This window comes from Gammaproteobacteria bacterium (assembly GCA_032250735.1).
In the GTDB taxonomy this organism is placed as follows: domain Bacteria; phylum Pseudomonadota; class Gammaproteobacteria; order SZUA-152; family SZUA-152; genus SZUA-152.
Map to the genome: position 1 here is coordinate 1 of JAVVEP010000021.1, position 20369 is coordinate 20369.

18 protein-coding genes are annotated in these 20369 nt (G+C 60.1%); 5 read left to right on the forward strand and 13 right to left on the reverse strand.

Annotation, left to right across the window (positions count from 1 at the left end):
* The first annotated feature begins 161 nt into the window (after positions 1–161).
* Positions 162–1100 carry a bifunctional riboflavin kinase/FAD synthetase gene (gene ribF / locus RRB22_11645; protein ID MDT8385059.1) on the forward strand — a complete coding sequence of 313 codons (939 nt, stop codon included), beginning with the start codon at positions 162–164 and terminating at the stop codon, positions 1098–1100.
* Position 1101: 1 nt separating this feature from the next.
* On the opposite strand, the gene RRB22_11650 is transcribed toward ribF, so the two are convergent.
* A complete protein-coding gene (locus tag RRB22_11650) occupies positions 1102–1548 on the reverse strand; it encodes a phosphate-starvation-inducible PsiE family protein (protein ID MDT8385060.1) in 447 nt (148 codons plus the stop codon).
* A 169-nt stretch (positions 1549–1717) separates the two neighbouring features.
* On the opposite strand from RRB22_11650, the gene ileS reads away from it, so the two are divergent.
* The 4 genes from ileS (at position 1718) to ispH (ending at position 6693) form a co-directional block, all read left to right on the forward strand.
* Complete coding sequence (gene ileS, locus RRB22_11655; GenBank protein ID MDT8385061.1) at positions 1718–4570, forward strand: isoleucine--tRNA ligase; 2853 nt, start codon at positions 1718–1720, stop codon at positions 4568–4570.
* 24 nt (positions 4571–4594) lie between these two features.
* Positions 4595–5107: a signal peptidase II gene (gene lspA / locus RRB22_11660; protein MDT8385062.1), complete on the forward strand. Its 513-nt coding sequence runs from the start codon at positions 4595–4597 to the stop codon at positions 5105–5107.
* Position 5108: 1 nt separating this feature from the next.
* Positions 5109–5576, forward strand: coding sequence for an FKBP-type peptidyl-prolyl cis-trans isomerase (locus RRB22_11665; protein ID MDT8385063.1), 468 nt, complete (start codon positions 5109–5111; stop codon positions 5574–5576).
* A 175-nt stretch (positions 5577–5751) separates the two neighbouring features.
* Positions 5752–6693, forward strand: a complete 942-nt coding sequence (ispH, locus tag RRB22_11670; protein ID MDT8385064.1) for a 4-hydroxy-3-methylbut-2-enyl diphosphate reductase — start codon at positions 5752–5754, stop codon at positions 6691–6693.
* A 104-nt stretch (positions 6694–6797) separates the two neighbouring features.
* Here the strand turns inward: ispH and RRB22_11675 are convergent, their stop codons facing one another.
* From RRB22_11675 to RRB22_11730, 12 genes are all read right to left on the reverse strand, one after another.
* Positions 6798–9653 (reverse strand): PilC/PilY family type IV pilus protein, encoded by a 2856-nt coding sequence (locus tag RRB22_11675; protein MDT8385065.1) that lies wholly within the window; start codon positions 9651–9653, stop codon positions 6798–6800.
* 76 nt (positions 9654–9729) lie between these two features.
* The gene (locus RRB22_11680) at positions 9730–10194 is read right to left on the reverse strand and encodes a PilX N-terminal domain-containing pilus assembly protein (GenBank protein MDT8385066.1); all 465 of its coding nucleotides are present in this window, start codon (positions 10192–10194) and stop codon (positions 9730–9732) included.
* A 62-nt stretch (positions 10195–10256) separates the two neighbouring features.
* The gene (locus tag RRB22_11685; GenBank protein MDT8385067.1) at positions 10257–11054 is read right to left on the reverse strand and encodes a PilW family protein; all 798 of its coding nucleotides are present in this window, start codon (positions 11052–11054) and stop codon (positions 10257–10259) included.
* A gap of 64 nt (positions 11055–11118) precedes the next feature.
* Positions 11119–11748, reverse strand: a complete 630-nt coding sequence (pilV, locus tag RRB22_11690; protein ID MDT8385068.1) for a type IV pilus modification protein PilV — start codon at positions 11746–11748, stop codon at positions 11119–11121.
* The gene (locus RRB22_11695; protein MDT8385069.1) at positions 11733–12311 is read right to left on the reverse strand and encodes a GspH/FimT family pseudopilin; all 579 of its coding nucleotides are present in this window, start codon (positions 12309–12311) and stop codon (positions 11733–11735) included. The genes pilV (RRB22_11690) and RRB22_11695 overlap by 16 nt, the downstream gene beginning before the upstream one ends.
* A 200-nt stretch (positions 12312–12511) precedes the next feature.
* Positions 12512–12946, reverse strand: coding sequence for a type IV pilin protein (locus tag RRB22_11700; protein MDT8385070.1), 435 nt, complete (start codon positions 12944–12946; stop codon positions 12512–12514).
* 49 nt (positions 12947–12995) lie between these two features.
* Entirely contained in the window at positions 12996–13355 is a 360-nt protein-coding gene (locus tag RRB22_11705) for a hypothetical protein (GenBank protein ID MDT8385071.1), read from the reverse strand.
* A 35-nt stretch (positions 13356–13390) separates the two neighbouring features.
* On the reverse strand, positions 13391–17104 hold the full coding sequence (locus RRB22_11710; protein ID MDT8385072.1) for a PilC/PilY family type IV pilus protein: 3714 nt from the start codon (positions 17102–17104) through the stop codon (positions 13391–13393).
* A 76-nt stretch (positions 17105–17180) separates the two neighbouring features.
* On the reverse strand, positions 17181–17729 hold the full coding sequence (locus RRB22_11715; GenBank protein MDT8385073.1) for a PilX N-terminal domain-containing pilus assembly protein: 549 nt from the start codon (positions 17727–17729) through the stop codon (positions 17181–17183).
* A 33-nt stretch (positions 17730–17762) separates the two neighbouring features.
* Entirely contained in the window at positions 17763–18806 is a 1044-nt protein-coding gene (locus RRB22_11720) for a PilW family protein (GenBank protein MDT8385074.1), read from the reverse strand.
* Entirely contained in the window at positions 18803–19306 is a 504-nt protein-coding gene (gene pilV, locus RRB22_11725) for a type IV pilus modification protein PilV (GenBank protein ID MDT8385075.1), read from the reverse strand. The genes RRB22_11720 and pilV (RRB22_11725) overlap by 4 nt, the downstream gene beginning before the upstream one ends.
* Positions 19307–19369: 63 nt before the next feature.
* A complete protein-coding gene (locus RRB22_11730; protein MDT8385076.1) occupies positions 19370–19951 on the reverse strand; it encodes a GspH/FimT family pseudopilin in 582 nt (193 codons plus the stop codon).
* Positions 19952–20369: the final 418 nt, after the last annotated feature.

Consider the following 20369-nt stretch of genomic DNA (forward strand, 5'->3'; position numbering starts at 1 on the left):
GGTGGGGGACCTGTCGGGCTGGTTGGCGTGGGGCCTGTGGCAACGGGTGGGCTGGCTGACGGTGTGGGTGGTGGCGGGGAGTCTGGTCTATTTTGGGGTGTTGCTGCTGCTGGGGGTCCGGCTGCGGACCCTGATGGGACGGGGGCTTTAACTAAATGCCCATGCAAATCATCCGCGGCACCTACAATTTAAAACCCGTACATCGTGGCTGCGTCGCCACCATCGGCAATTTTGACGGCGTCCATCTTGGCCATCAGGCCGTGTTGGGCCAGCTGGCGGAGCAGGCGGAAAAATTATGCCTGCCGCTCACGGTGGTGACCTTCGAACCTCAGCCCCAGGAATATTTCCGGCCGGAACAGGCGCCACCCCGGCTGACTCGTTTTCGGGAAAAGGTCCAGGCCCTGCGCCGATATGCGGTGGACCGTGTGGTGGCGCTGAGGTTTAACCGGGCCTTTTCCCAGCAGTCCCCCGAGGCGTTTATTCGGCGTCTGCTGGTCGACGGTCTGGGGGTGAAGTATCTGGTGATTGGCGATGATTTTCGCTTCGGCAAGGATCGCGCCGGTGATTTTGCGCAGTTGCAGGCGGCGGGTCGCAGGCACGGCTTTGAGGTGGTGAACATGCACACCTTCGTGCTGGATGGTAAGCGGGTCAGCAGTACGCGGGTGCGTTCGGCGCTGGCGGAGGGGGATCTCAATGCGGCGGAAAAGCTGCTGGGACGCATCTACCGCATGAGCGGCCGGGTGGCGCATGGTGACAAAAAGGGCCGCACCATCGGCTTTCCCACCGCCAATATCCATTTGCACCGCATCAACACCCCCTTGCGTGGGGTGTTTGCGGTGCAGCTGTTTGGGTTGGAGGGCGAGCCGCTGTGCGGTGTCGCCAATCTCGGCACCCGGCCGACGGTGGGCGGCATGAAAACCCTGCTGGAGGTGCACCTGTTTGATTTCGAGGGTGATATCTACGGCCGCCATGTGCATGTGAATTTTCTGCACTGGCTGCGTGATGAGCGGCGTTTCGATTCGTTTGATGCCCTTCGGGCGCAGATCGGGCGTGATGCCGAACAGGCCCGGCAATTTTTTGCGCGGGGCCAGAAATTTTAGGCTAGTTTTTATCCTGAGCGGCGGGCGGTTTCTCGACCTGCGGTGCCTGATCGGAATCACACGGGGGATAGGGCAGGCGCAGGTTGCCGTAGCGGATCGCCAGGGTGGCCGCAGACAGGATCAGGATCGCGCCGGCCACGGCGAAGATTTCCCAGCTGTCGATGTGCTTGATATCCAGGGCCAGATAGCGGGCGAGGGCGACGATGGCGATGTACAGCGGCATGCGCACCGGCAGCTTGCCGGAGTCGAGATAGACCCCCACCATGGCGATCACCTCCAGGAAGATGAACAGCATCAGCAGGTCGGCCAGGGTGACCCGACCGACGGATACCATGCTCAGGATTTCCTGGATGCCGGCAACGAGCGTGGCGATGGTGATGACAATCAGGCCGCCGTACTCGATCAGCTTGAGCGAACGTCGGCCAAATTTTCGTGTTTTATCCGTCATGCGGCGAAGGTTAGCACGAATGCCTGCAGGGAAAACCAGTCGCCCGGGTATTTCCTAGCCGTTGCCCCCCGCAAACAGGTAAAATGCCCATCCGCGGTGGCCTTATGGCATTCCCGCCACCGGCCCATACACAGAAATTTCTACGCGAGTGACGATTGTGAGCAATGACATGAAGGATAAGGCCGATTACAAGGCGACGCTGAATCTGCCCGAGACGGATTTTCCCATGCGCGGCAATCTGGCCCAGCGAGAGCCGGAGCTGCTACAGCGCTGGCAGGAAAGCGATCTTTACGCCCGCTTGCGTCAGGCCGGCGCAGGCCGGAAGAAATTCATCCTGCACGACGGCCCCCCGTATGCGAACGGGGATATCCATATCGGCCATGCGGTCAACAAGGTGCTGAAGGACATCATCGTCAAATCCAAGACCCTCAGCGGTTTTGATGCGCCGTATGTGCCGGGCTGGGATTGCCATGGTCTGCCCATCGAATTGAATGTGGAGAAAAAGGTCGGCAAGGCCGGAGTGAAGGTGGATGCCGCTACTTTCCGTGAGGCCTGCCGCGACTATGCGCAGACGCAGGTGGATGGCCAGCGCGAGGATTTCAAACGGCTGGGCGTATTTGGCGATTGGGACAGACCCTATCTGACCATGGATTTCCAGTTTGAGGCGGACATCATCCGCACACTGGGCAAGATTATCGAGGCGGGGCATCTGCACAAGGGTTCCAAACCGGTGCACTGGTGTACCGATTGCGGTTCGGCACTGGCCGAGGCCGAGGTGGAATATGAGGACAAGACCTCGCTGGCCATTGACGTGCGTTTCGCCGTGCTGGATGAAGAGGCCCTGTTTGCGCGGGTGCATCACGCCGAGGACGTGGAGAAAAGACACCGCGGTGAAGGCCCGCTCGCGGTGGTGATCTGGACCACCACCGCCTGGACCCTGCCCGCCAATCAGGCCGTGGCGCTGAACCCGGAGCTGGACTATGTCGTGGTGCAGACCGAAGGCGAGCACGGCCCGGAGCGCCTGCTGCTGGCCGAGGCCCTGCTGAAAGAGGCCATGGGCCGCTGGGGACGCGACAGTTATCGCGTCATCGCCTATTGCCGTGGCGCCGATCTCGAAGGCCTGAAGCTGGGCCACCCGTTCTATGCCCGCGAGGTGCCGGTGATCCTGGGTGATCACGTCACCACCGAGGCCGGTACTGGCTGCGTGCATACGGCGCCCGGTCATGGCCAGGAGGATTTTGTGGTGGGCATGAAATATCACCTGCCGGTGGAGAACCCGGTGGCGGGCAATGGCGTGTTCCTGCCCGACACCGAACTGTTCGCGGGCCAGCATGTGATGAAGGCCGGCCCGCAGGTGGTGGAGGTATTGAAGACGCGCGGCATGCTGGTGCATGAAGCGGCCCTGCGGCACAGCTATCCGCATTGCTGGCGGCACAAGACGCCGATCATCTTCCGTGCCACACCGCAGTGGTTTATCAGCATGACCCAAAACGGTCTGCGTGATGCAGCGATGCAGGAGATTGCGCAGACCCGGTGGATGCCGGACTGGGGCAAGGCCCGCATCGAGGGCATGGTCACCAACCGCCCCGACTGGTGTATCTCCCGGCAACGCACCTGGGGGGTGCCGATTCCGTTGTTTGTGCACCAGCAGACCGGCAAGCTGCATCCCGATACCGCGGCCTTGATCGAGCAGGTTGCGCTACGGGTGGAAGAAAAGGGTATTGATGCCTGGTTCGAGTTAGACGCGAAAGCGCTGCTGGGTGATGCGGCAGGCGAGTATGACAAGGCGACGGATACCCTGGACGTGTGGTTTGACTCGGGCGTGACTCATGCCTGTGTGCTGGATCGACGCGCTGATCTGGCACGCCCGGCGGATCTGTATCTGGAGGGTTCCGATCAGCATCGGGGCTGGTTCCAGTCATCGTTGCTCACCTCGGTGGCGGCCTTCGGCAAGGCACCGTACAAGGCCGTGCTCACCCACGGCTTTACCGTGGACGCCAAGGGACAGAAGATGTCCAAGTCCAGGGGTAATGTGATGGCGCCGCAAAAGGTGGTCAACAACCTCGGGGCCGATATCCTGCGCCTGTGGGTCGCGGCCACGGATTACCGCAACGAGATGACCGTCTCCGACGAGATCCTCAAACGCTCGGCGGATGCCTATCGCCGGCTGCGCAACACGGCCCGTTTCCTGTTGTCGAATCTTAATGGTTTTGATCCGGCCCAACACAGCGTGGCCCCGGCGGAGATGCTGGCGTTGGATCGCTGGGCAGTGGCGCATGCCGCAAAACTGCAAGTAGATATTATTGCGGCGTACGACCGTTATGACTTTCATCACATTTATCAGAAGGTGCACCACTTCTGTAACGGCGACATGGGCAGTTTCTACCTGGACGTGATCAAGGATCGCCAGTACACCACCCAGGCCGACAGCCTGGCGCGACGCTCCTGCCAGACCGCCATGTACCATATCATCGAGGCCATGGTGCGCTGGTTTGCGCCGATCCTGAGTTTCACCGCGGAAGAGCTCTGGTCATTCATCCCGGGTGAACGCGGTGAGTCGGTTTTCCTCGAACAGTGGTACGCCTTCCCCGCGCTTGGGGATGAGCTGATGGGGCCGGGTTTCTGGCAGGAGGTGCTGGAGGTGCGTGAGGCCGTGGGCAAGGAGCTGGAAAACCTGCGTGTCGCCGGTGGTATCGGCTCATCGCTGGCGGCGGAGGTGGACCTCTACTGCGGCAGTGAGATTTATACGCGCCTGATGAGCCTTGAGGATGAACTGCGTTTTGTATTGATCACCTCTTACGCACGGCTGCATCGTGATACCGAGAAGACGGATGACGCGGTGCATGTCACGCTGAAAAATGGTGATGAGCTGTGGGTGGCGGTATTCCCTTCGGCGCACGCCAAGTGCAGCCGTTGCTGGCATCAGCGTGAGGATGTCGGCAGCAGTGACAAACATCCGCAGCTCTGTGGTCGCTGCATCAGCAATGTCGATGGCGATGGCGAACAGCGGCGTTTTGCGTAAGTGGTCATGATGGGAAAAAACAGCATGTTGAAGTGGTTGTGGTTGTCTGCAGTGGTGGTGGTACTTGATCTTGCCAGCAAGGCCATTGCCACTCACTATTTGACGTTATACCAGCCGCTGCCGGTATTCCCCGGGTTTAACTGGACCCTGGCCCACAATGCCGGCGCGGCCTTCAGTTTTCTGGCCAGCGAATCCGGCTGGCAGCGCTGGTTTTTCAGCGTGCTTGCCCTGGCGGTGAGTATCGGCATCACCCTCTGGATCAGACGCCTGAACGCGACACAAACCCTGCTGGCGGTTGGCCTGGCCCTGGTGCTGGGTGGGGCGGTCGGCAATCTGTGGGATCGGGTCACGCTCGGTTACGTGGTGGATTTCATTGACCTGTATTACCAGCAATACCATTGGCCCGCCTTTAATATCGCCGATTCTGCCATCAGTGTCGGCGCCGTGTTGCTGGTAATCGACAGTCTACGCGGTGACCGCAGTGTGGCTGCGACAACGGTGGATGCCAAACAACGCAACAAGCATAACGAGGTCTAAGGTGACAGAGCAAAGCCCTAGCATTGGATACGGCAGCGATGTCGTCATGTATTTTTCCATCACCCTCGAAGACGGCACCGTGGCCGAGGCCACCGAGCAGGGCGATCCCCTGCATTTTGTGATGGGCGATGAGACCCTGGTGGAAGGCCTGGAACTGGCCCTGTACGGCCTGAAGACGGGTGACAGGCAGAGCCTGAAGATCGGCCCGGAAAATGGTTACGGTTATCCTGATCCCAGCAATGTGCACGCCATGGATCGTGGTGATTTCCCCGAGGATATGCCGCTGGAGCGGGGGATGATCGTGAGTTTTGCGATGCCGGATGGTGAGGAATATCCCGGCATGATCAAGGAAGTGGGTAGCGCGCAGGTGACGGTGGATTTTAATCATCCACTGGCCGGTCATGAGATCCTGTTTGAGGTCGAGATCCTGGAAGTGACGGGCGGTGAGGATGTGCTCATCGTACAGTAGGATGTGGGCTAAGTGCTAAGCACTCAGCACTATCTCTCCCCCGTAGGGCGCAATAACCGCAGGGCATTGCGCCGTATGACGGGGGAAACGGCAATACAGGCTGTAATGAAGACGCCAACAGAAAACCTCTGCGCGCGAGGTTCAAAAACACAGTGTTAAAGAGTGAAACCCTGAGATGAAAATTTTATTAGCCAATCCCCGTGGCTTCTGTGCCGGCGTGAATCGCGCCATCGAGATCGTGGAGCGCGCGCTGGATCTGTTTGGCGCGCCGATCTATGTGCGTCACGAGGTGGTGCACAACCGCTTTGTGGTGGATGGTCTACGCGACAAGGGCGCGGTGTTTGTGGATGAGCTGACGGATGTGCCGGATAACGGCACGGTGATCTTCAGTGCCCACGGCGTATCGCAGGCCGTGCGCAAGCAGGCGGGGGATCGTGGTCTGCGCGTGTTTGACGCCACCTGCCCGCTGGTGACCAAGGTGCATATGGAGGTGGTGCGTCACGAAAAGGCGGCGGAAGAGGTGGTGCTGATCGGTCATGCTGGCCACCCGGAAGTGGAGGGCACGCTCGGGCAGTATGCGGGCCAGGGCATGTATCTGGTGGAGTCGCCGGCCGATGTCGCCAGGCTGGAGGTGAATAATGCCGAGGCGCTGGCCTATGTCACCCAGACCACCCTGTCGGTGGATGATACCCGGCAGGTGATCGACGCCCTGCGCGCGCGTTTCCCCAATATCCACGGCCCCAAAAAGGATGACATCTGCTACGCCACGCAGAACCGGCAGGATGCGGTAAAGCTGCTGGCCACGCGCTGTGCCCTTGTGCTGGTGGTCGGATCGGCCAATAGCTCCAACTCCAATCGCCTGCGTGAGCTGGCGCAGCGACTCGGGGCCCGCGCTTACCTGATCGATGACGCCACGCAGATACAGCCGGCGTGGCTGGTGGATCTGCAGCAGGACGATGTGATCGGCGTCACCGCAGGCGCCTCAGCGCCGGACGTGCTGGTGCATGAGGTGGTCGAGCACCTGCAGGCGCTCACCGACGCCACGGTAATGGAGTCAGAGGGCAGCGTGGAGAACGTGGTGTTTTCGTTGCCCAGGGCGTTGCAGGTAAAACGATAACCCGGTGTTGAGAGGCTGGTGTTTTAGTCTCGCGGATAGGCAAAGGCCCCTTTCTTCATGGGAAGAAAGGGGCCTTTTTTCAGGCTGTCTGTTTGCGACAGCGGTTAACTGCCATCCGTCCAGTAGGTCTCCTGCATCTGGATGGCATTGGGCATTTCTTCGCAGTCGGTGCCTACACACAGGCCAAGCTCGACTTTGCCACTGCTATTTTTGTGGAACACGGCTGCGGGTGCAGGCGGTATGCCAGGGCGTGGCAGGTCGAGACTACGGTCAGTGAGATCATCGAGATCGCCGTCTGCGTTAACGTCGATAACTGGGCTGGCATTAAACAGGCTGACGCGATACAGGCTCCCGGTGCCGGGAGGTGGTGCGCAGCTGCTGAGGGCGACCGATGTCGGTGGCGTGTAGGTGGTGAAGAAGACCTCGCCATTGATGGTGATCGCCGGGGCCAGCACCTTTTCACCGTTGCCGCTACCCAGGGTGAGATACCAGCCGCTGGCACTGGCCAGGCTGGCAATGTCGGCAGGGCTGGTGACCAGACTGCTGGTGGCGTCAAACAGGTTGCCATGAGTAAGGCTGGTATAGGGGTCGGGTACGGGGCTGACCACATAGGGATCACGCAGCGAATAGAAGCGGTCATTCACGCGTGGTCCGGCTGTGCCATTGGGGTTCAGCGGATTGAGCGGATGGGCGCGATATCCCGAGCCGATGTTGAGCGAAACATAGGTGCCCTGATGGCGGGTGACCACCGCGTCCGGGGGATAATAGAAACGGCGATTGTCGGCCTCGGTGTTGCCACCGAGGTTGGCCAGGCGCACGCCAGTGCCTGTCATGCTGCTAGCGGTAGCCGCAAGATCGAAGCGGAACAGCTGCCCGCGCATATCACCGACATAGAGGCGGTCGGTGTGACCATCGAGATTGCTGTCCAGCAGGCGCACTTCTGAGGGGATGCTGTTGGTGAGGGTCGCCAGTTCGACATCGGCTGCGCTGCCCGCGGGGCCGGCCCACCACAGGCGACTGCCGGTATCCGCATCCACCACGAAGATGGCGCGGCCGATGCTGTCATCCGCATTCAGCGGATTGGCGTCCTGCGCGGTATCGTAGCCGCCGGCGAAGATCAGCACCTTTTTCGAGCTGGCACCGTACTGGATGCTGGTGAGTGTCGGCCTGGACCAGCTCTGTCCCAGTTCCTCAAAACCGGGAGTGCCGCCGGCGCCACCCTGGATCACCCACTTGAGTGTCGGCGCATCGCGGTTGGTCACGTCTAACGCATAATAGTTGTTTCCGCCGCGGCGCATGCCGACGTAGACAAAGACATGATCGCCTTCAGTGGCCTCGATCGTCTGGTCGTCATCATTGCTCTCTTTTACCCAGACGCTGATGTCGCCGTCCAGCCCGTGTGGGTGGCTGCCGGTGTTGCGGGTCAGGGTCGGCAGGTTGGGCAGCAGTTCCTTGGGGATAAAGGCAAACTGCTCGACGCCGCTGCCGGCATTGAGGGCATGCAGGAAACCGTCATTGGTGGCGACGAACAGGGTGAGGTCGGGGCTGGCTTCGGTGCCGCCGTAGGTGACCATGGCAGGTTGGGAGTGCAGTGGCGCACCGATTTTGCTGGCGCGAATGGTGTCGAGCACGCTGGTGAATTCGGCCTCCAGTGCCGTGGCGTCAGGGTTGCTGAGTCCCAGCATGGCGGCGGTCAGGTTGCTGGCAATGTCGTTTTTCAGCGCATTGGTAGCGGCGCTGAGTGCCGGCACATCCGGCACGCCGCTGCTGCTATAGCCACTGGTGTAGGTATAGAGTTTGCGGCTGGCGGCGGCGGGGAGCTGGCCATTGGCGCCCCCGGCGGCAATGCTGTCGCCATCGTCACTATTCGACCAGAAGCTGCGTGAGGTGTCGACAAAGAAACCGCGGGTGTCGACGGCCGGCTGATTGTCGGCATCGACTAGCTGGAAGTTGTCATCTATGGCGTAGGGTTTGACGTTGCCGGGCCATTGCGGTGCGGCGGCCGGCTCGAACAGCGCAAAATGCAGCCGGTTGTGGTGCGAGACCCCGCTAAAGCTGTTGGCGGCCAGTGCGGGGGGCGAAAAACTGTCATTGGTGTCGGTGATGGTATCGAGGATCGTCGCGAAGGCAGCGGAGAGATCCTGGGCATTGTTGGCGGTGATATAGGCGCCACCGCCCGCAGTGGCGGTATCCTGCAACAGGGCCTGGTTGGTGGTGAAGCCGATGGTGTAGGTTTCCACGGTCTGGGTGTCCGGAATGGTGCTGTTCTGATCGGCGGTGTGCAGATAGCCGGCCACCTCGTCCAGGCAGTTGTTGGTGCAGGCCGTGCCATTGAGAAAATTATCGCGAATATTGTCGTTGGCATTAGTATCTGAGGTGGGTTCGCCATCAGTGAGCAACACTATGTAATTGGCCTGGCACTGTGAGGTGATGGGTGAGTCGTAATTGTTGCCGGAGAAGACATCGGCGTGATTGATACCAGGGGTGCTGCTGTCGCCGTAGTCGACGGTTAGTCCACCGTAATAACGGGCGGCTTCATACAGGGTCTCGGACAGGGGGGTATTGCCACCATCACTTAAGTTATTTGATGCGGTGATGATGCTGCTACGGGTGCTATCGTTCAGCTCCTGCATGGGGGTGACGAAATAGCCGCCGTTACCACTGGCATCGAAGCGCATCAGGGCAACATTGAAGCCGGAGTTGGTGTTCATCAGGTCGGCGAATACACCCTGTACGATGGACAGGCGTGATGGATCGGCGGCGGTGGCAACACCCCCGGCGATGTTGGTACCCATACTGCCCGAGGTGTCCATGATGAACAGCACGTTGGGTTTGGCCCAGGCCTGACCGCCGGGTCCAATGAGGACCTCGGTATCGTCGGCCAGTACGGGATGGCCGGCACAGAGCAGGACGAGCAGGGTGGCGCTCAGGCTACGAAGATGAAATGTTGGTCTGATCATGGCGGTTCTCTCGTTGGAGGTAACGTTGGCGATAGCGTTGTCGATAGGCAGGGGCGGCAGTCAGCGACAGGGCCGGTTATGAGCCCGGTAACATCGGGTAGATGCGATAGCCCTGCGTGTTACGGCTGTTGATGTCATCGATATTGGCCGTGCCGATAATTTCGATACTGCGCGCATCGAACAGGCCGGCACTACTGTTGTAAATCGGTGTCTTGATGATATTGGTCGGTATCGCCATCAGCGTGCCGGCGGTAATGTTGCGACTGGCGTCATCATAGTTTTCGGTATCGCCATTCTCTGCATTGATAAAGGCCCCAACCGGGTCGTTGCTCTCCTCAAAAAAGGTCTCGCGGATGGCGGACTCGGCCGTTTGGAAAGTCAGGCTCGAGGTCTGCGCATTGGCGGCCATCTTTTCTTCCATGATCGAGCCATCGAGGCTGCTGATGCCGAGCAGGGTCAGTACCAGCAGAATCAGCAGGCTCACCACCAGCACGACGCCGCGTTGTTGTGGGTGAGGGGTGATAGTGGGCAGGGGTGGCATGGTCGGGTTCTCCGTCATCATTTGCTGGGTCTGTTGTTGTGTGTGATCCGCTATTGCCAGGACTATGAGTCGTTACGCAGTGAGACCGTGGTGGTGATTTCCCGGCGCAGCAGACGGTCGTTGGCCGCAGGGATAAAGGGCGTGGCATCCAGCAAGGCATATTGATTGGTGCCAGCGGCCTGGCGCACGGCCTCGCGACTGATGAAACGCATACCAATGCGCAGGCTGACCACGTTTGCCATGTTGGCCACCTGCTCGGGGCGCACGTAGCGGTTGGCGGAGCGGGGATCGTTGTCGGTGTTTTCGCCATAGAGGATCTGCAGGCTTTCCACACCCTCCACCAGGGGTTGGGCGGCGGCGCTGCCATTACCCCGGCACATCAGGCGTTGATTGGCGATGAAATAGTGGTTGATGGCAAAATTATTGCCGTTGGCATCAGCGGGGGTTGCCTGGCCGAGGCAGTCAAAATTACTTTCGCGGGTCAGGGTGATCTGGTCATTGTTGTTTGTGCCACCATCGGCGGTCAGCGGGGCCGTGGTCACGGTGGTGGCAGCGCTCACATTGATGAAGGGGGCCGGTGGCGTGAGAATGCGCCCTGCAGGATTGTTGTCGATGTAGTGGCCGGCCATGCGCACGTCTCTGGCGAGAAACTCCATGGCATTGCGGATGTTCTCCTGCACAAATCCCATATTGCGCTGCAGGCGGCTGGACTCTTTATTGGCCAGGGTGATTTGCAGGATGCCCGCCATCATCAGCAGCCCAATGGTCAGGGCCACCATGATTTCGACCAGGGTGAAACCCTGCTGCCGGCGGGGCCGGTGCGGGCGTGTCTGGAGGCTGGCAGGGCTTGTCTTGATCATCGGATGACTCACTTGGCAGTATTTATGCTGCGGCTATTGAGAGGGCAATTAAGGCTGCGGCGCTTCAGGGAACGACCACCAGCGAGATGTTTTGCTGGGTGTTGGCACCGGAGGTGGCCGGGTCGGTGCTGTTGGGGTTGAGCTCGTTCCAGCTGACGTTGACGGTATAGGTGGAACCGGCTGAGCAGGGATCGGCATCCGTTGTGTCGCCGTCATTACAGGCCACATTGCCGGTTCCCTGATTTAACTGGTTGGTGACCCCGCCGCGTAGGACGTCGGCATTGGCCTGCGGCAGGCCACAGGCCCAGATCCAGGCATCGAAGCTGGCCATTTCCGTGGGGGTGCAACCTTCGGGTGCGGTGACGAGCGCGATGCCCCCGCTATTGTTGCTGCAAAATGGATCGGGCGCCGCACCGCAGCCGATGCCCGCGGTGTTGATGTTGGCATAATCGTTATTGGCAACGCCCAGCGGGTTGGCGCGCATGCGCTCGATGATGTCGCTGGCCAGCAGGGTGGCCTTGCTGCGGGCCTCGGAGCTCAGGTTGGCGCGCAGGCCGTTGATCTGTAGCCCCGCCAGCCCCAGCAGGCCGATGGACACCACCACCACGGTGACCAGCACCTCGATGAGCGTGAAGCCTGAGTGATCCCGGCGGCTATGTGTGGTTGATCTGAATGGGTTTACGGTGTGGGACATGTAACGTTTACTCCTTCTACGTCGACAATCGTGTCGCTATCACCGGGACTATCGGTAGCATGTCGAACCTGCCCGCCTACGGAAATAACCAATGCGCTGGCGTCAGCGGCGCCGCGTGAATCGCAGTGCCTGATGGTGCCGTTGCTGCCGCGGGCCAGGCCCTGCGGCGAAAATGAGACGCTATTGACGACATTGTTATTGCCAACGAAGGTGGCGGTGCCGGCGAGCGCACTATGTACGCGCAGCAGGGTCTCCCCGGCATCCAGGGTGGCGTTGTTGTTGGCGTCGGTGAACACCATCCAGCCCTGTGACCAGTCGCCGGAACCTCCCCCGATGGGGCAGGTCGCGCCATCACTGCTTTTGCACACGGTGGTCGTGACCCGCCGTGAAATGGCGGTGCTGCGGGCCAGCTGTAGGGCGGTGGCGAGATCGTTGACAGCGGTGGTGCGGCGATTATTCTGCACCGAGGTCTGATAACTGGGGACGGCAATGGCGAGCACAATGGCGGCGATCGCCAGGGTGATGGCAAGTTCAATCAAGGTGAATCCATTCTGCCTGTTCATGGGCCGTAGTATACCGGCCTCGGCCTCCAGCACGAGGGGATTCGTGACCAGTGGTAGGGATCAGCCGATGGGCGGCCTAATGGAAGGGTGGGACTGGACGGGCCCTGCCCGCAGGGGGCGGGCAGGGTCAATTATCGTGATATTGGGTCGTGATGTTAGCTGTTTTCTGCAAATCCGGCCGCCTGCCAGAGACCGGCGATCTACCAGCACACCGCGGTATTTCCTCCGGTAGCGCCGCGCAGGCCCGCCTGGTTGATGGTCAGAGTGGTGCAATCGGCATCATTGACCTGGCTGGTGCCTGCAGCCGGGGTGGCGGTGATGGTGAAGGTTGACGCCGCGAGGTTGCTCAGCGCCAGGGTGTATTTGCCCTCGCTGGAGGTGGCCGGCACGGCACAGGTGGCATAGGAATTGTTGTTGGTGGTGGCGCAGCGCTCCATCGCCTGGGCGGCGCTCAATAGCGAGCCCTTGCCATCGGCCCGCCCCGCCTTGATCACCGAACTCTGGTAAGACGGATAGGCAACGGCGGCGAGGATGCCAAGGATGGCGATGACGATCATTAGCTCGATGAGGGTGAAACCCCGAGGCTGGATCCCGCGCCAGGGCAGGGGTTGGGATGCTGTGAAAGGGTTATTCATGTGTGACAAAGCTCCTGTGTTCAACGGTGTCTGCTATTTATATCACGACCTAGCTGGGTTTGATGCTGCCCTGGGGCAGGATCCAGATCTCGGTGATGGTGCGCCGGTTATTGGCCTGGCGCTCAAACGAGAAGCCGATTTCGCTGCCGCTGCGTAAATCCAGTAGCGAGGCGCGGTCTCCCGACAGGGAATGCACCATTGCGCTGATCGCAACGCGGTAGCGCGTGCCATCGACCGTGAGGCTGGTGGAGCTCACCTGTCCCACAATCCCCCTGGCCGGGAAGCTTAAGGGGTAGCCCGGTGCTAAGGGGGTGTTGTCGGGCATGGGCGGTTCTGCCGCGTGGACCATCGAGATCGATAGCAGGGCGGTGAACACGGTGGCCAGTAGTTGTCGATATATCGTCTGCATAATGGTGTCCTTATGTGATCCTTGTATTGGCCCGTTTACTGGGTGATTTCGCGCCATGAGGTGCGGCCGGTGTTCGGGGAGTCGCCGGTGTTGGTGTTGAAGCTGCGAATCTCATCACCCACCTGGGTCATGCGACGGCTGCCGATGAAGGCGGCGTCGGACGGGGTGCCGCCGTCAAACTGAATACCGGTGACGATATTGGCATCCCCGGTGGTGTCGTTGACATTGTCTTCGTCACCGAAGTTGTTGTTGCCATCGAGGTCGAAGATCACCGTGCTGCCGGAGCCCCCAGTGGTGGGGTCGAAGGCCAGCTCGTAACCACCCACGCCCACACTGCAGGCGGCGGTGTCTTTGGGGATGATGGTGTTCACGAACAGGATGCCGCCGCGCAGTTGCAGATTGCGCGTGGCGCGTTCACCGGGGAACTCCACGCCGCTACCGACGGCGGGCGGCACATCCAGATCGATATACCAACCTTTGTCCCTGTCAGCCGGGGGACCCGAAGTCACCAGGTTCACATCGTTGTTGGTGAGGGTGCGTACCGTGAAACCGTGTTCCGCGCTGACGTGGTTGGTGAATACCTGTTCCTGTAATGCGCTGCTGAGAACTAGCGGGTTGGTTGACATGTCATCCCAGATGCCATAAATGGACTGGATGTCGGTGCTGGTGGCGTCCTCGGTGGTCATCCAGCTGCCGGTGGCGGCGATCACCACGAACTCTCCTGGAGTGGTCGGGTGGGCCACCACGATGGGGCTGGTGGTGATTGGTTGAAGGGTGCCACTATAACTTGCTGTGAAAAGGATTTTCGGCGCGCCGGCCCAGTCGCTTGCTGTGCCGCTGGTCAGGTCAAAGCGATACAGGTTGCCCTGCAGGTCACCCGCGTAGACATAATCCACGGTACCATCATCGTTGGTGTCGATGGCGCGCACGCCGCCGATGCCGTTGGGTGTATCGGTGCCGCTTTCGGTCCTGCCATAGCCGGTGCTGACCTTGATGAAATCGGTGCCGGATGTCCAGACGCCATCCTGGCCCCCCTCGATGCGCAGGATATACAGGGCGGAATCGCCATCCGTGCTGGTGCTGTTGTAGCCGTTGCCAAAGATCGCCACCCATTCCTTGTTACCGCTGCCATCGTCGGCATTGCTCATGGCGATGATAGGCTGGCTATAGCTGTAACCGAGATCGCTGCTACCAACGCCACCGTCATCCGCCTCGGTGAATTCCCAGAGCACGTTTTCCTTGGCCTCCGCCTCGGTATCAAGATCGCCGGGGTCGGTCACGTTGAGCGCGTAGTAGCCCTTGCCACCGGCCGCCAGGCCGCCGATCAATACGGTGTTCCAGCTCAGGGTGCCGCTGTTGGTGCCGCTGGACGGTGAGAAATAGATATCGTTAATGGCGGGGGAGAGATCCACATAGTAGCGGTGTGCATAGTCCGGGTCGGTTAAATCGGACAGATTGCTCATCATGATATTCGGCACATAGGCAAACAGTTCCGAACCGTTCGTGGTGTTGAAGGCGTGCAACATGCCGTCATTGGCGCCGGTGTAGGTCACCTCTGGTCGCGTCTGTCGTGCGCTCACAAAATCGGCATAGAGATTGCCTGTGGTATTGGGGTAGGCGCCACCGCTGCGGCCCAGGAATTCGGGCTTGCCGACGAACACCGGCGTGGAATGCACGATGTCACCGAGCTTGCCGGCCACATCCGCACGTTCACGGAATTCGCCGCTGTCGTAATTGGTGCCTTCATACTGGCTGTGGCCACGCAGGTGTTCCAGGCGCTCGTCACCAAAGGTGTTGGTTGCGGCGAGAACGTTGGCCGGCTGCGGGGCATTCAGCAGGGCCTGCTGCGCGGCGTTCAGGCTGGCCCACTGAAAGGGCACGCCGGTACTGGTGGAGTCACCGTTGTTTTGATAGGTGATGATGGTGCGTGTATCGGCATCGCTGGAGGTCTTGTTATCCAGTTGGGTGGCCGCACTCCAGACAATGGCGGGGTTAACCGTGCCATCAGGATTCACATGCTGGGCCACCAGATCGCCCTCGTTGGTCTTGGTGTTGAAGGAGGCGCGGAATACCAGGGTGCCGGACTCCACCTCCTGGGTATTGAAGGCGACCGCAGTGGCGGTGCCGGTTGCGGCCGCGATGTCGTTGAAGATGTTTTCCATCGCGGTGGCCAGCGCGACCGGGTCGTTGGCGCTGAGGAACTGACCACGCCCGTTGTAGGCGGCGTGACGCAGATCATCGATCTTTTCGGCATTGCCATCCGCAGGATTGGGCCAGACAAAGGTAGTCATATTCGGATCCGAGGGACTGGCGGTGAGGCTGCCTTCCACGCCAAAGCCGACCGTGTAGGTGGCCATGTGCTGGTGCATGGTCTCAAAGGGGCTGGTCGCCCCGCGGTAGCCGGCGATGTCCCGGGCCGAGGTCGGCACATTGTCTGCGGCGCTATGCAGGTCGGTTTTGTAATAGTGCATGGCGATGTCGGCCAGGGTGTTTTCGTAGCTGTCTTCAAAGGCACCGCCGGCGAAGTCACCACCGTCGTCATCGACATTGCCGACACCGGGGCTTCCTGGATTATAGAAACCATCGGTCATCAGGATGGTGTAGTTCTGCTGGCACTGGCCGACCGGCGCGGCCTCAACCGGGCAAGTACTGCTGCCAGGGGCGGAGCTGGCGGTAGAGCCGAAAATATCATACGCGGCACAGTCAAAATAACGGCCTGTATTGCGTAGGGCTATCTGCAGCGGTGTGCCCCCTGAGGGGGTGGTGGCGAATAGTTTGTCGAACAGCGACCTTTTGTTGCCGCTGGCGGGGGAGACATTCATGGAGGCAACACGCAGGTTATCGCTGCCACTGTTGTTGATGGTCGCATAGCCGATACGCACGTTATCCGCGGGCGTGATGGCCTGGCTGAAGGCCGCCTTGGCGGTGAGGTCGCGTTTGCGGTAATAGCCAAACCAGTTGGCAAAGTTTTGCTGGGTGGTGGCGTCCTTGTCGCGGATTTTGTGCTCAGTTTCCTCGCCGTCATCGAACAGGCCGTTGCTGTTGGCGTCGGTCCAGGTGTAGTAGCGGAAGCCGTCAGGGTTACCGTCGCCGTCACGGTCGCTGGTGAAGCGTGCGCCAGTGCTGTCGTTTCGATCAGAGTTGTGCCGGGTCAGGTCGATCCACTCGTTAGGACTGTAGGGATTGTCGGGGGCATTGGTGATATCGATATCGGCATAGCTGTTGCCACTGGCATCGACGCCCTCCCAGGGCAGATAGGTCTTGGTGGGGTCAAAATACATGGGGTTGAAGTCGCTGTTGCGGATACGCCAGGCCTCGTCATCGGCGGTGTTGCAATCGAGACCACTGTCGCTGTAGTTGTTGTTGCCGAACTCGACGATATAGAGATAACCGGTAGAGTAACCGTCGTTAAATCCGCAATCCGCGGTGCCGTCGTTATTATCGTCACGGTGTTTGACGCTGCCCGAGCCTGCCGGGCTGGAGCCGTCGGGCTGTGTGCCGGTAAAGCGGCCGCCGTTAGCATAATCCGTGGACATGATCTCCCAGTCCATACTGCCGGAGTCGTCGGTGACGATCATGATGTTGGGTTCCACTGCCGTCACCACTTCCAGGGCATTGTTGGAGAGGTTCAGGTCGGCCGCCATGGTGGTGGCGGCAGTCAGGCCCAGGACAACGGCAAGCGCGATTCGCGCGCGTTTTTGTAAATCACGCTTTTGAAGGTCGGCTTGCTGCTTAATGTGTTTACTCATGATCCGTCTCCGGTTACATCAATCATGTCGGCGACATGAAAAAAATTTCTGGGTTATTTGCTGGGTTAACAGGGTTTTACAGACGCTTGCCAAAAGTGGATTGCAGATAGACCACGGCGCTGTCCGAACCACCCGTGCCGCGCGCGGTAATGGTGAAGGTTTCCACCGTGCCGGCGCCGGTACCCTGACCGGCGTTGCCGAGATTGAGTTTGTCGGCTGCGCTGCCCACCGAGGCCAGGTGCTGAATCACATAGCGAGGTGGGGTAGTGATGCCTGCGGCGCCGGTATCGAAGGCGCTGTATTCCAGGCTGCTGCTGTCGGTCCAGTCGATGCTTTCCCAGATGCGACTGTCGGCGTTGTTGTAAAAACCATCCGCCCCATTGGCATCAAAGGCTGCGGTGGAGATGACGTTGGTCTGGATAAGGCTTTCGGCTGCCCGCAGGGCGGCCTCGGCGGCCTGAAAGGCGAGTTCGCTGTCGCGCATGTTGCCGGCCATTTTTTCTTCCATCACCGAGGTGCGCATGCCGGACAGGCCCAGTAGGGTCATCACCACGAGGATGATGAGGCTAACCAGAAGTGCTGATCCCTGTTGGTGGTTTGCGATGTGAGTGTCTGTTCGTTTCATAGTGAATTCCGGTGTTTTGGGTGTGGGTCTGGTCTATACCACGCGATTACGAATGGTGATGGTGGTGCTAAAGGTGCGGCGCAGCCGCCGGTCGTTATAGGTGGCGTCGGTGCTGGTGGCCACGTTGTCCTCGATACTGCGTACAATGAAGGAGAGCCGCACGCTGACCACCTGGGTCATATCGGTGACGGCATTGGCGTCGACATAGACATTGGCGGTGCGATCACCATCGGTGTCTTCGCCATAGCTGATCTGCATGTCCTCGATGCCCTCAACCAGTTCCTGCTGCGCCAGTACCCCGGCGTTGCCCATCTCCTGACGGAACAGGGAGGGGACCCCATTGGCGTTGTTGCCGACGTAATACGCGGTGTTGATCATGCGCATGACCTCGGCGTCGGTGCCGTAGGTGGTGGCGAGGAAATTGCCGATATTCACTGCATTGGAATGAGCGATGGTGGTTGTGCCTGCACCGTTGGAAACATTATTGGCGGCAAAGATGTCCGCGTTTTCGCAGTCGGAGATCATCAGGATGTCACCGTCCGAGAACATGCCGTTGACCGTGGCGGTGAGCAGTTGCACGTTGGCATTGACCGTGGTCATGTTGCCGGTGAGGCGCACGCCGGTGTCCGAGGCGTGTTTGATGCTGATGACGTCGGTGCCGTCGAGCACCGTGCCAAGCGTGGTACCGACCGTCAGATTTTGGGTGTCGCTCAGGGCGACCGGTAACTGGCTGGTTTCCCAGCCCTGCAGGCCATTGCCGGTGAAGCCGGAGACGGCGTCCGCCACGCCGTCGTGCGGTGCTACGTCGGCCATGTTGGTGGGGACAATGCTGCTATTGATGCTGGCGCAGCCGTTGAAGCCGGCCATGCGGAGGTCCCTGGTGATAAAGCGCATGGCAAAGCGGCCGCTCTCCTGCAGGCGGGCCATGGCATCCTGCACGTTGTAGGTCTGTTTGTTGCCGATGAAGATCTGTAATACCCCGGCCAGCAGGATCAGGCTGAGGGTCATGGCGATCATCATCTCTACCAGGGTCATGCCCTGCTGCCGGCGGGCCGGGGTGGTCAAGGTGATATTCATAGTGTTGTACTCATGACGAAACTGGTGTCGGCGCTGCCACTGCGGTTGTCATCCCAGCTGACGGTAATGGTGAAGATGGTGTTGACGCCGTTGCCGGTCACCGTACCGGTGCCCAGCGGCAGGCGGTCTGCCAGTTCCCCCGCCCACAAAAAGGCATCGTAATCGGCGATCTGTTGCACCGTGCAACCCGTGGTGAGGCAGTTGGGGTTGGTCGGGGGCGTGCCTGAAATGCTGCTGTAATATCCGAGCATCAGGCCGGCGCGATTGGCGCGGATGCGGTCTATCATCTCATTGGCCAGCAGGCTGGCCTGGGTGCGTTGATACGAGCTGTTGTTGCTTTTCAGGCCGTTCATCTGCAGGCCGGCCAGGCCCAGCAGGCCGATGGACAGCACGATCAGTGAAATGAGCACCTCCAGCAGGGTGAAGCCGCGTTGCCGGCGCAGACAGGCTGGCCCTTGTGGGGCGGGGCGTGATTGCTGGTGTGTTGTTAAATTAACCATGCGGGTTCCCGTTATAAAATGGTGGGTTGTCATTCGTTGTATTCGTTGTCAGTAGCGGCCGCTTTACACCGCTGCCGGGGCGGTGCAGTTCAGGGTGACATTGGCATCGCTGCCTTTCACCAGTTGAGGACGGCCCATGGCATTGACCTGGATCTGGCGGCCATTGCCGGCGCCGCGGCTGTCGCAGAGGGTAAATACCCCGGTGCCGCCGGCCGCATTGGTGGTGCCATCGCCGTTGTACTGGAGATTGCTGTTGGCAACGGCGTTGCTGATGATGGTGGTGCTGGTATTGACGGACATGCCGACACGCACCAGGGTGTCGCCGGCGTTAAAGCTGCCATCGGCATCGGCATCGGCAAACACCAGCCAGCCGGTGCTCCAGGTGTTGGCGGTGCCGCCGCATGCGGGCGCTGCGGCGCTGGGGTCGGCGGTGCGGCACAGCACTACGCGGCTGCCACGTTTGACAGCCTCGCTACGGGCCAGGTTGATATCGCTGACCAGATCGTTGGTGTAGGTGATCAGGCGGTTGTTCTGCACCGTGGCCATAAAGCTCGGCACCCCCTGGGTCAGGACGATGGCGGCGATCACCAGGGTGATCATCAATTCGATGAGGGTAAAACCTGCTTGGCTATGCTGTTTCATCATCTTTTCTCGTGGTGCTGCGTGATAAGGCTACGTTTCATTGTCTTTGGGCGGTTCTTGCTATTGCCTGAATCCGTTGTCTAAATCTGTTGCCTAGAGTCTATGCCCGGAAAGAGAACCTGGTGCCCGTCTTATCGACCGCTGGTCAGGAATATGAAGCCACCGGTCCCGGCGGGAAGGGTGAGGGGAGGGAGGGCGGGGGAAAGTGTGACGTGGGTCGCTTTTTTAGTGCGGAGTTGCGTACGGCGCAATAACCGAAGGGCATTGCGCCGAATGTAATATCTCCCAAAGTAGAATCGTGTTGAGTGACCGATGGGAAATGCCTGGCAGAGCAGTCTTTTAATCGTTGCCCTGGTGTCACTCGTTGGCTGGGGCGGGTGTAGGCTCCCGAAAAGGCGCGCTACGCTGTTGTTTTTCCGTG